General features: G+C 71.2%; 4 protein-coding genes. All 4 read left to right on the top strand.

The features are described 5' to 3' along the window. Positions 1 to 30: 30 nt before the first annotated feature. The gene (locus HD601_RS32275) at positions 31 to 1,266 is read left to right on the top strand and encodes a substrate-binding domain-containing protein (protein ID WP_184829046.1); all 1,236 of its coding nucleotides are present in this window, start codon (positions 31 to 33) and stop codon (positions 1,264 to 1,266) included. A 90-nt stretch (positions 1,267 to 1,356) separates the two neighbouring features. Further along, positions 1,357 to 2,220: a sugar phosphate isomerase/epimerase family protein gene (locus tag HD601_RS32270; RefSeq protein WP_184829043.1), complete on the top strand. Its 864-nt coding sequence runs from the start codon at positions 1,357 to 1,359 to the stop codon at positions 2,218 to 2,220. Positions 2,221 to 2,362: 142 nt separating this feature from the next. Further along, on the top strand, positions 2,363 to 8,068 hold the full coding sequence (locus tag HD601_RS32265; protein WP_184829041.1) for a ThuA domain-containing protein: 5,706 nt from the start codon (positions 2,363 to 2,365) through the stop codon (positions 8,066 to 8,068). A 132-nt stretch (positions 8,069 to 8,200) separates the two neighbouring features. Further along, entirely contained in the window at positions 8,201 to 12,907 is a 4,707-nt protein-coding gene (locus HD601_RS32260; RefSeq protein WP_221441492.1) for a ThuA domain-containing protein, read from the top strand. The last annotated feature ends 54 nt before the right edge of the window (positions 12,908 to 12,961 follow it).

Raw genomic sequence — 12,961 nt, 5'->3', positions numbered from 1 at the left:
TTTGTGATCGTCACCCAAGGAGGGGGAACGATGCGCACTACGCGCGCTCTACTGGCGGCAGCGGCTGCCGCGGCCCTGATGCTCGCGGCCTGCACCACCGACGAGCCGGCCGACACCGCGGCACCCGACGAGTCCGCGGCCGCCGAGGACCCGGGCGCCGAGGGCGAGGAGGAGCCGGAGCAGGAGACGGCGGACGGCGAGTTCTTCGTCCGCGCCGACTTCGAGCGCCAGCTCGCCCAGCGTGACATCGAGCCCGAAGGTGACCCGGCCACGCCGTGGCTGCAGGCGATCGAGCCCGAGTACGTCGACACCGCGGAGTTCGCGCAGGACGGCAACACGCTCTGCTTCTCCAACGCCTCGGTCAGCAACCCGTGGCGCGTCACCGGCTGGATCACCATGCAGCAGCAGGTCGAGGTGCTGCAGCAGCAGGGCCTGATCGGCGAGTTCCGGGTGTCCGACGCCGCCGACGACGACAACCAGCAGATCTCCGACATCCAGGCGTTCATCGACGCCGGCGACTGCAACGCGATCATCATCTCGCCGTCGACGACGGCGACGCTCACTCCGGCCGTCGAGGCGGCCTGCGCGAGCGGCGTGCCGGTCATCGTGTTCGACCGCGGCGTCAACACCGACTGCATGGTGACGTTCATCCACCCGATCGGCGGCTACGCGTACGGCGCCGACGCGGCGGAGTTCCTGGTCGACAACCTCGAGCCGGGCTCGACGGTGCTGGCGCTGCGCATCCTGCCGGGTGTCGACGTGCTGGAGAATCGCTGGGCGGCGGCGCAGGAGATCTTCGCCGACAGCGAGCTGGAGGTGCTCGGCGACGAGTTCACCGGCGGCGACGGCGCGGAGATCAAGAACATCGTCACGCAGTACCTGCAGCGCGGCGAGGTCGACGGCATCTGGATGGACGCCGGTGACGGCGCCGTCGCGGCCATCGAGGCGTTCGAGGACACCGGCAACGACTACCCGGTCATGGCCGGCGAGGACGAGCTGAGCTTCATGCGCAAGTGGCAGGAGACCGGCATGACCGCCGTCGCTCCGGTCTACTCGAACTTCCAGTGGCGCACCCCGATCCTCGCCGCGACCATGATCTGGGCCGGCGAGCAGGTGCCCTCGGAGTGGGTGCTCCCGCAGGACGAGATCACCGAGGCCGAGCGCGACGACTACCTCGAGCGCAACGCCGACATGCCCGCCCTGCACTACGCCAAGTTCGGCGGCGAGGACCTGCCGGGCTTCCCGGCGGCCTGGCAGGACCGCTGACCCGCTGACCGCACCCGGTCACCCGCCGATCACCGGTACGCCGCAGCGTGCCGGTGATCGGCGGGGCTCGGGGGAGAGGAGACCCGACCGATGACCCGACGCTTCGGGGTCAACACCTGGGTGTGGACGTCGCCGCTCACCGACGCCACCCTCGCCGAGCTGGCGCCGCGGATCCGCGACTGGGGGTTCGACGTCGTCGAGCTGCCGGTCGAGAACCCCGGCGACTGGGATCCCGCCCGGGCGGCGAAGGTCCTGGGCGACCACGGCCTCTCGGCGGCGGTCGCGCTGGTCATGGGCGACGGCCGCGAGCTGGTCGCCACTGACGCGGACACCGTCGCCCGGACCCGCGACTACCTGCGCCACGTCGTCGACGTCGCCGCGACCGTGGGCGCGCCGGCCATCGCCGGGCCGGCCTACGCGTCGGTCGGGCGGACCTGGCGGATGACGCCGGCCGAGCGGGCGGACCGGTACGCCGAGCTGCGCGAGGGCCTGGCCCCGGTCGTCGAGCACGCGCGCGCCACTGGCGTCACCGTCGCCGTAGAGCCGCTGAATCGTTACGAGACCAGCCTGATCAACACCGTCGACCAGGCGCTCGAGGCGATCGACGGGCTCCCGGCCGAAGGCATCGGCCTGGCGCTGGACGTCTACCACATGAACATCGAGGAGCAGTCCGTCACCGGCGCGATCGCGCGGGCGGCCGGCCGCATCGCGCACGTGCAGGTGTGCGCCAACGACCGCGGCGCGCCGGGCGCGGACCACCTCGACTGGCCGGCGATCGTCGCCGCGCTCGATGCCGCGGGCTACACCGGCCCGCTCGTCATCGAGTCCTTCACCGCCGACAACGCGACGATCGCGACGGCGGCCTCCATCTGGCGGCCGCTCGCCGCGAGTCAGGACGCGATCGCCGTTGACGGCCTGTCCTTCCTGAGAGGAGTGGTGCCGCAGCCCGCCTGATCAGCAGTCGTTGGACCGACCGCAGGCGCCGGCACGCCGCGGGGTTTCGAGAAGCAATGTCGCTCATTCCCTGGAGGAACCCCTCATGCACGTGGCACTACGCCAGCGATGGGCCCGGCTCCTGGCCGTGGCACTCGCCGCCGTGTTAGCGATACCACTCCTGACCGCACTCCCGTCGTCGGCTCACGAAGGCGAGCACGGCGACGAGGCACACGTCCTCATCTTCACCAAGACCACCCAGTTCCGGCACACCGAGGCGATCACGCAGGGCGTGCCCGTGCTGCAGGCGGCCTTCGAGGCGGCCGGCATCACCTCGGAGCACACCGAGGACTCCTCGATCTTCAATGACGAGGACCTCTCCCACTTCGACGCGCTGATCATGTTCCAGGCGTCGGGCGACCCGTGGACGGCGGCAGAGAAGGCCGCCATGGAGCGCTACCAGCAGGCCGGCGGCGGCATCGTCGCCATCCACAACGCCGCGGACATGCGCGGCAACTACGCCTGGTGGGACACCCTGATCGGCTCGCTGATGCCCGGCCACGCGGCCACCGGCACCAGCCCGGGCCTGCCCGGCACCGTCCGCATCGAGGATGGCACCCACCCGTCGACGACGCACCTGCCGCAGCGCTGGAACCGCGCCGACGAGTGGTACAACTTCTCGACCAACGTCCGCGGCACGGCGCACGTGCTCGCGACCATGGACGAGACGACGTACGACGCGGGCGGCAACGCCCAGGGCTACGACCACCCGATCTCGTGGTGCAAGCCGTACGACGGCGGCCGCGCCTGGGTGACGGCCATGGGCCACTTCGGCGCGCACTACACACAGGAGCCGGACTTCGTCCAGCACATCGTCGGCGGCGTGCAGTGGGCCGCGGGCGTCACCGAGGGCGACTGCGGCGGCACCGTGTGGGACCAGTACGAGAAGGTGCCGCTGGACCAGAACACCAGCGCGCCGTTCGCCATCGACGTCGCCCCCGACGGCCGGGTCTTCTTCACCGAGCTGGTGCGCGGGCAGATCCGCGTCTACGACCCGGCGACCCAGACCACGTCGACGGCCATCACCATTCCGGTGTACTCCGGCGGTGAGGACGGCCTGCTCGGCATCGCGCTGGACCCGGACTTCGAGACCAACGGCCATCTGTTCGTCTACCACTCCAAGGCCAGCGCGAACGAGTCCGATCCGGCGAACTTCTTCAGCACGCTGTCGCGGTACACGGTCGGCCCGAACTCGCAGATCGACCCCGCGTCCGAGGTCGTCGTCCTCGAGGTGCCGGCCCGCCGGCTCCCGGACGAGCCCGGCCACACCGGCGGCGGCCTGGCGTTCGGCCCCGACGGCAACCTGTTCCTGTCCGTCGGTGACGACGTCAACCCGCACTCGGAGCCGTCGGGCGGCTACGCCCCGCTGTCCGAGCGCGACGGCACCTTCCACGACGCGCGCGAGACGTCGTCCAACACCAACGACCTGCGCGGCAAGCTGCTGCGCATCACCCCGCAGCCGGACGGCACCTACACGATCCCCGAGGGCAACCTGTTCCCGCCGGGGACCGAGAAGACCCGCCCGGAGATCTACGCCATGGGCTTCCGCAACCCGTTCCGGTTCTCCGTCGACCCGGAGACCGGCTGGGTGGGCCTGGCCGACTACGGCCCCGACAACGGCAGCGCCAACGCCAACCGCGGCCCGGCCGGCATCGTCGAGTGGAACCTCATCAAGGAGCCCGGCAACTACGGCTGGCCGCTGTGCATCGGGCCGAACGAGCCGTACCGCGACGTCGACTACCGGACCAACCCGGTCACCGTCGGCGACTACTTCGACTGCGACAACCCCGTCAACGACTCCGTCCGCAACACCGGCCTGACCGAGCTGCCGCCGGTGCAGGAGCCGCAGATGTACTACGGCTACCAGACCTCGTCGGTGCCGGGCGTCATCCCGGCCGGCGGCGGCCTGGCCCCCATGGGCGGCCCGTTCTACCAGTACGACCCGGAGCTGGAGTCCGACACCAAGTTCCCCGAGTCCTACGACGGCAAGCCGTTCTTCTACGAGTGGGCGAAGAACCGGCTCTACTCGATCGACCTGAACGAGGAGACCGGCGACGTCGAGAAGGTGAACCCGTTCCTGCCGCCGCCGAGCGAGCAGTGGATGGCGCCCATCGACTCGAAGTTCGGCCCCGAGGGCTCGATGTACGTCCTCGACTGGGGCGGCGGCTTCGGCCGCGACAACCCGAACTCGGGCCTGTACCGCGTCGACTACGTGTCCGGATCGCGCTCGCCGGTGGCGCACGCGACGGCCACGCCGGACTCCGGTACGGCGCCGCTGACCGTCCAGTTCGACGGCTCCGGCAGCACCGACCCGGAGAACGAGACGCTCACGTACGCGTGGGACTTCACCAACGACGGCACCGTCGACGCGACATCGGCCACGGCGGAGTTCACCTACACGGAGGACGGGGTCTACGACGCCCGCCTCACGGTGACCGACCCGGCAGGCAAGACCGGCACCACCACGGTGCCGATCACCGTCGGCAACACCCGCCCGGAGGTCGAGTTCGACCTGCCGCCGGACGGCGCGTTCTTCGACTTCGGCGACACCGTGGCGTGGGACGTCTCCGTCACCGACGCCGAGGACGCCGAGATCGCCGACGAGGACGTCATCATCCAGCCGGCGCTGGGCCACGACGAGCACCCGCACCCCGCCGACCCGCTCAGCGGGCGGACCGGCCAGGTGCAGACGGCGCTCGGCGGCGGTCACAGCGAGGACATGAACGTCTTCTACATCCTCAACGCCCGCTACACCGACAGCGGTGGCGCCGGCGGCATCCCCGCGCTGGCCGGGGAGGACACGTCGCTGCTGTTCCCGCGGCAGCGCGAGGCGGAGTTCCACGACGACGCCGAGGGCGTGACGACCGGTCCCGGCCGTGACGTCGAGGGGCACGGCACCGCGATCGCCGGCCAGGACGGCGCGTGGGCGTCGTACGACCCGGTCAACCTGCTGAACGTCGACGCGCTCGTGCTGCGGGCATCGTCGGCGGCCGGCGGGCCGATCGAGCTGCGCCGCGACGCCCCGGACGGCCCGCTGCTGGGCACCGGCCAGGTCCCGGCGACGGGCACGGGGTCGTACGCCGACGTGGCGGTCGAGGTCGACGACCCGGGCGAGAGCTTCACGCTCTACGTGGTCTTCCCGGGCGCCGGCGAGCGGCGGCTCAACTTCATCGAGGCCGACGGCAAGGGCGCGGCCACGACGACGAAGCCGAAGGTCGCCATCACCACCCCGACGCCGGCCGACGAGCTGGAGCCGGGCGAGATCGCGGTGGCGGCGACGGCGAGCGACGCGGAGAACACGATCACGCAGGTCGAGTTCTTCGCCGGCGACGAGTCCATCGGCGTCGACACGTCGGCTCCGTACGAGGCCACCTGGACCGTGACCGAGGAGCAGCGATACCAGCTGACCGCGGTCGCCACCAACGACCTCGGCGTCAGCTCGACGTCGCGGATCGTGCAGGTGGAGGTCGGCGACCTGTTCGGCGACTGGCTGACGTTCTCGCACGCGAACGCGAACGGCACGTTCGACCGTCCGGACAACAACACGTGGTCGATCGAGTCCGGCGGCGGCAACATGTGGCAGGGGACGGACGAGTACAGCGCCGTGTACCTGCCGGGCGCCGCCTCGGGCGAGCAGTGGACCGCGACCGCCCGGGTGGTCAGCCAGACCAACTCGAACAACTCCGCCAAGGCGGGGCTGATCGTGCGCAACGACGTCACGCAGCCGGGCGTCTCGCCGGGCTACGCGGCGATGACGATGCGCGCGGGCAGCAGCTTCGAGTGGCTCCGCGACAGCGACGGGAACGGCCAGCTCGACGCCAGCACCGGCGCGGGCCAGCACGGGTACCCGGCGTGGGTGCGGATCGTCCGCGACGGCGACCAGTACACGTCGTACTGGAGCCGCGACGGCGAGACGTTCACCGCGGTAGGCCCGCCGGTGACGCTGAGCGGCGCGGCCGACGTCCAGGACATCGGCCTGGCCGTCACCGCGCACAGCAGCAGCGCCCGCACGACGGCGGTGTTCTCGGACTTCGTCTTCGAGGACGGGCTGCCCGGCCCGGACCCGGAGCCGGAGGAGCCCCCGGTCTGCCTCATCACCGGGTCCGATCCCTTCGACGGCGACGCTCTGAACGAGCAGCGGTGGACGACGGTGCGCAGCGCCGACGGCCTGCCGGTCTCGGTCGCCGACGGCGGACTGGTGCTGCCGGTCACCAACGGCGACATCAACGAGGACGTCGAGGGCGCCATCAGCTACGTCGGCCAGCCCGCCCGTGACGGGGAGTGGACCGTCGAGACCGAGGTCTCGCTGGCGCACACCCGCGAGTGGCAGCACGCCGGCCTGCTGATGCACGGCACCGACGACGACTACGTCAAGCTGGCGTTCACCCGCACCAACTCCGGCAGCCGGATCCTCGAGTTCCAGACCGAGGCCGGCGGCACCCGCACCTGGCACGCCAACGTCACGCTGCCGACGGACTTCCCGTCGACGGCGCACCTGCGGCTGATCAGCGACGGGGAGCAGGTGACGGCGGCGTACTCGGCCGACGGGTCGGCGTGGACCGCGCTGAGCGGTGCGGCGGAGGTCGTCGAGGACGCGACGATCGGCCTGGTGGCGGCCGGTGACACCGGGGCGCACGCGGTGAACGCCGTGTTCGACCACTTCACCATCACGCCGGACGTCGAGGACGACGGCCAGCGTGAGCCGTCCGACGAGTTCGACGGCAGCGCGATCGACGGCTGCCGGTGGAACTCGGTGGTGCGCTACGACTCGACGAAGGTCTCCGTGGCCGACGGGCAGTTGCGCATCCAGACCCAGCCGGGCGACATCAACGGCGACGCCAACGAGGACCCGCGCAACTTCATCCTCCAGGACGTGCCCGAAGGGGACTGGACGATCGAGACGCGGCTGACGCCGTCGATGCTGCACCAGTGGCAGCTGGCCGGGTTCATCGTCTACGGCGGCGACGACGACTACGTCAAGTTCGACGTCGTGGCCCAGAACACCCCGGGCGCGGCGAAGAACCTGCACGCCGAGCTCGTGTCGGAGAAGGGCGGCCAGTTCGGCAACGGCGGCAACCGCAACATCGACATCGCGGAGACCAGCGAGAGCGGCTGGTTCTACCTCCGGCTGACGAGGAGCGGTGACACCTACGCGGCCGAGATCAGCGACGGCGGGGTCAACTGGACCTCGCTGGGCGACCCGGTGACCAACGACGCCGAGCTCACCTCGTTCGGCCTCATGGCCATCGGCCCCCAGCAGAGCCAGCCGGTCACCGTGGCGTTCGACTACTTCCGGGTCACGACGGAGCAGCCGGACACCACGCCGCCGGTCATCACGGTCGACGGGGTCGCCGACGGCGCCGGCGTGGACCTGGCGACGGCGCTGGAGCTGAGCGCGACGGCCACGGACGACGTGTCCGGCGACGTCGCGGTGGCGCTCACCCTCGACGGCGAGGCGGTGGCAAACCCTGTCACCGTCACCCCGGAGCTGGGCGAGCACACCCTGGTCGCGACGGCCACCGACGAGGCGGGCAACGCCGCCGAGACGACCGTCGCCTTCGAGGTCGTCGCCACGTTCGACGGCGCCCAGGCTCTGGTGCAGCGGTACCGGGCCGACGGGACCGTGCAGCGGTCCGTGGCGGTCCAGATGGACACCCACCTGGCCAACGCCGAGCGGCTGGCCGGGCAGGGCACATCCGGTGCGGCCACGTCGCTGGACCGGTACGAGGCGCTGGCCGAGGGGGTGACGGACGAGACCGCGCGCGGCTGGCTGCTGGCGTACGCCGACGCGCTGCGGGCTCAGCTGTAGCACTCAGCAGTGAGGACGTGCCGGGCGGCGGTGGTCATCGTCACCGCCGCCCGGCACCCAGCACCACACTCGCGGCCGAGGCGGGTGACGGGGGTTGCAAAGGGCGCACGTTCCACGTTGCGAGGAGGCACCGTGCCACGCCATACGAGAAGCCCACGACCCCTGCTCAGATCCGCCGCGCTCGCCGCGGCCGGCGCCCTGCTGGCCCCGCTCGCGGTGACCACGGCCCCGGCCGCAGCCGACCCCGTCGTCGACTCCGCTGCCGCCGCTCAGGGCGAGTTCGAGATCATGCACGAGGGCGCGCACGTCCTCGTGTTCAGCAAGACGGCCGGGTTCCGGCACGACTCCATCCCCACCGGCATCGCGACCATCCAGGAGCTCGGCACCGAGAACGGCTGGGAGGTCACCGCCACCGAGGACGCGACCGCGTTCACCGCGGAGAACCTCGCCCAGTACGACGTCGTCGTCTGGCTGTCGACCACGGGTGACGTCCTCAACGACGAGCAGCAGGCCGCGTTCGAGGCCTACATCGCCGACGGCGGCGGCTACGCCGGCGTGCACGCGGCGGCCGACACCGAGTACGACTGGGCCTGGTACGGCGGGCTGGTCGGGGCGTACTTCCAGTCGCACCCGCAGATCCAGCCGGCCACCGTCGTCGTCGAGGACCGCGTCCACCCCTCGACTCAGGGGCTGCCGGACCGGTGGGAGCGCACCGACGAGTGGTACGACTACCGCGCCAGCCCGCGCGGCGACGTGCACGTGCTGGCCTCGCTCGACGCCGACAGCTACACCGGCGACGTCATGGGCGCGGACCACCCGATCGCCTGGTGCCACGACTACGCCGGCGGCCGGTCCTGGTACACCGGCGGCGGGCACACCCAGGAGTCCTACGACGAGCCGGAGTTCCGCGCGCACCTGGCCGGCGGCATCGAGACCGCCGCGGGCGTCGCCGACGCCGACTGCGGCGCCACCGTCGAGGAGAACTTCGACCAGGTGACGCTCGCGCGCGGCCCGCAGGAGATGGGCGAGCCGATGGGCGTCGCCGTCCTGCCCGACGGCAGCGCGCTGCACACGTCGCGCGACGGCCGGGTCTTCTACACCGCCGCGGCCGGCCAGACGTCGCTGGCGGCGGACGTGCCGGTGTACGACTTCCGCGAGGACGGCATGCAGGGCATCGCCCTCGACCCGGACTTCGCGACCAACGGCTGGGTGTACCTCTACTACTCGCCGCCGCTCTCGACGCCGCCCGGGGAGGTCGCGCACTCGAGCCTGGACCCGTCGACCTGGGAGGCCTACGAGGGCCACAACAACCTGTCCCGGTTCCGCTTCGCCGACGGCGTGCTGGACCTGGAGTCCGAGCAGGTGGTGCTCGAGGTGCCGCAGGACCGCGGCAACTGCTGCCACCACGGCGGCGAGATCGACTTCGACGCCGAGGGCAACCTCTACCTGTCGACGGGTGACGACACCGACCCGTTCGAGTCCAACGGGTACGCGCCGATCGACGACCGCACGACGCGGGCGCCGCAGTTCGACGCCCGCCGCACGTCCGGCAACACCAACGACCTGCGCGGCAAGATCCTGCGGATCACCGTCCAGGACGACGGGTCGTACACGATCCCGTCCGGTAACCTGTTCCCGCCCGAGACCTCGGACCCGGAGCTGACCCGGCCGGAGATCTACGCCATGGGCTTCCGCAACCCGTTCCGCATCAGCGTCGACCAGGAGACCGGTGACGTGTGGGTCGGCGACTACGGCCCGGACTCCGGCGGGCCGAACCAGTACGGCCCCGGCGGCCAGGTCGAGTTCAACCGCGTCACCGAGCCGGGCAACTTCGGCTGGCCGTACTGCACAGGCCTGAACACGGCGGCGGAGACCTACGCGGACCGTTCGTTCACCTCCTACTACGGCATCGACCCGAACACCGGCCAGCCGGACCCGAACACCGGCGACAACGACCCGGTGGGGGCGAAGTTCGACTGCGCCGGCGGGGCGGCGAACGACTCGGCGCTGAACACCGGCCTGCCGACGGTGCCGCCCGCGGTCGCCGCCTGGCTGCCGTACGACGGCGGCTCGGTGCCGGAGCTGGGCAGCGGCAGCGAGTCGCCGATGGCCGGCCCCGTGTACCGCTACGACCCGGCGCTGGAGTCGGAGACGAAGTTCCCCGAGTACTACGACGGGCAGTTCTTCGCCTACGAGTTCGGCCGCCGCTGGATCAAGAACATGTCGGTCGACGGCGACGGCGGGCTGCTGCACATCGGCCCGTTCTCGGACTTCATGCAGAACACCCAGCTGATGGACCTGGAGTTCGGCCCGGAGGGCTCGCTCTACGTGCTCGACTACGGCACCGGGTTCTTCAACGGCGACGAGAACTCCGCGCTCTACCGCATCGACTACGTCGCCGGCACCCGCTCGCCGTCGGCCGTCGCCACCGCGACCCCGACGTCGGGCCTGGCGCCGCTGGAGGTGGCGTTCTCGTCCGAGGGATCCACGGACCCGGACCCGGGTGACGTGCTGACCTACGCGTGGGACTTCCAGTCCGACGGCGTCGTGGACTCGACCGAGCCTTCGGCGTCGTTCACCTACACGACCAACGGCGAGTACACCGCGACGCTCACCGTCACCGACTCGGCCGGGAACGAGGGCGTGGCGACGGCGCACGTCGTCGTGGGCAACACCGCGCCGGTCATCGAGTTCGTGTCGCCGCCCAACGGTGGCCTGTTCACGTTCGGCGAGGAGGTCGCGTTCGAGGTCAGCGTCACCGACCCCGACGGCCAGCCGGTCGACTGCGAGGACGTCGAGGTGACGTTCGCGCTCGGCCACGACCAGCACACCCACGGCGGCGAGTCGGTCACCGGCTGCTCCGGCACGATCGGCACCGGCACCGACGGCTCGCACGGCACCGACGACAACATCTTCGGGCTGCTGCTCGCCGAGTACACCGACACGCCGCCGTCGCCGGACACCGTCCCGGTGACGGGGTCCGCCGAGCTCGTGCTGCAGCCGCGGCACCGTCAGGCCGAGCACTTCTCGGCGCAGAGCGGCGTCCAGGTGGTCAGCCACGGCGGGGCCGAGGGCGGTGCCCGGGTCGGCTACATCGACCCCGGCGACTGGATCTCGTTCTCGCCGTACGATCTCGCCGGCGCGAAGTCGGTGCAGTTGCGGGTGTCGGCCGGCGGCAACGGCGGCACCGTCGAGGTCCGCACGGGCGCTCCCGACGGCCCGCTCGCGGCGACGGTGGAGGTGCCGCACACCGGCAGCCCGGACAACTACGTCGACCTCGACCCGGTCCCGGTCGTCGACACGGGCGCCGGAACCGGTGAGCTGTTCCTGGTGTTCCAGGGCAACGGCGGCGGGCTGATGGACATCGACGCGTTCACATTCAGCAGTGACGCGGCGGCCTGCGAGGACCCGGGCGCTCCGGTGGAGCCGAGCGACTCGTTCGACGGTTCGTCGCTGGACCGCTGCCGGTGGACGACGATCCTGCGGCCGAACCCGTCGGGCGTCGGCGTGGCCGATGGCAAGCTGCGGATCGACGCCGTCGAGGGCGACATGTTCGGCGGCAACACCACCGCCGCCAACGTCGTCCTGCAGCCGATCGCCGACCCCGCGGCCGGCTTCGAGGCGTCGACCCAGCTGGCGCTGCCGGCCGGCGGCGACTTCGAGCAGGCGGGTCTGCTGGTGCACGCCGGCGACCGGAACTTCGCCAAGGCCGTCCTCATCAACATCCCCGGTGAGGGCTGGCGGTTCGAGTTCGGCCTCAACCAGGGCGGGCAGGCGGTCTTCGACCCGGCGCTGGACAGGTCCGGGCCGCTGCCGGCAGGCATCGAGTCCAACGCCCACGTGAAGATCGTGAGCAACGGCGCCACGCTGACGGCGTTCTGGTCGGCCGACGGCGAGGAGTGGACCGCGTTCGGGCGCCCGCGTCCGACGTCGGACCTCCCGTCGCCGCGGGTGGGCCTGGCAGCCTACAACGGGGTGGGGCAGCCCGCGACGTTCGAGCACTTCACGTTCGGTCCGGCACCGGTCGAGCAGTGCGACCCGACCGACCCGGGGGCGGGCTACCAGAGCCTGTTCGACGGGACGGCGGCCAGCCTGGACGGTTGGCGCATGGCCGGGCCCGGCGGGTTCCTGCACGCCGGCTGCGAGCTGGTCTCGTACGGCGGGCTGGGGCTCTACTGGTACGACCGGGCCCTCACCGACTACTCGCTGAAGCTGGACTGGATGATGCCCGGCGACGACAACTCCGGCGTCTTCGTCGGGTTCCCCGACCCCGGCACCGACCCCTGGCTGGCCGTGAACCAGGGCCACGAGATCCAGATCGACGCGACGGACGCGCCGGACCGCACCACGGGTGCGATCTATGCGTTCCAGAGCGCCGACGTCGAGGCTCGGGACGCTGCTTTGAGGCCGCCCGGCGAGTGGAACCAGTACGAGATCGTGGTGCAAGGGGACCGGATCCGGGTGTACCTGAACGGTGAGCTGATCAACGACTACACCGACACCGACCCGAACCGGATGAACCAGCCGAGCTTCGTCGGCATCCAGAACCACGGCAACGGCGACGACGTGTACTTCCGCAACGTCCGCGTCCAGGAGTTCACGTTCTCGTCGGCGACGACGCTCGTCGAGGACCACTACGCGGCCGGGGCCCTCAACCGGCAGCAGGAGCGGCTGCTGTTGCAGCACCTGTCCATGGCCTCGCGACTGGCCGACGACGGTCAGACGGCGCAGGCGGAGCGGTCGCTGGACCGTTATGGTGCCGTGGCATCGGATGTCCAGGACGAGGCGGTTCGCGCCGAGTTGCTCCGCATGGGCGATGCCCTGCGGGCTCGGCTGTGACCACGCTGCCGTAACCACCCAGAGGTAAGGAGACGTCACCGTGCAAGCTCAACG

This window comes from Jiangella mangrovi (assembly GCF_014204975.1).
GTDB lineage: Bacteria > Actinomycetota > Actinomycetes > Jiangellales > Jiangellaceae > Jiangella > Jiangella mangrovi.
The sequence above is the reverse complement of the archived record's forward strand: the minus strand, read 5'-3'. Positions and strand labels throughout refer to the sequence as shown.

What these genes read in the sequence shown, in the direction of transcription:
- HD601_RS32275 (WP_184829046.1), top strand. Translation starts at nt 31, where the DNA reads ATGCGCACTACGCGCGCTCTACTGGCGGCAGCGGCTGCCGCGGCCCTG.
- HD601_RS32270 (WP_184829043.1), top strand. Translation starts at nt 1,357, where the DNA reads ATGACCCGACGCTTCGGGGTCAACACCTGGGTGTGGACGTCGCCGCTC.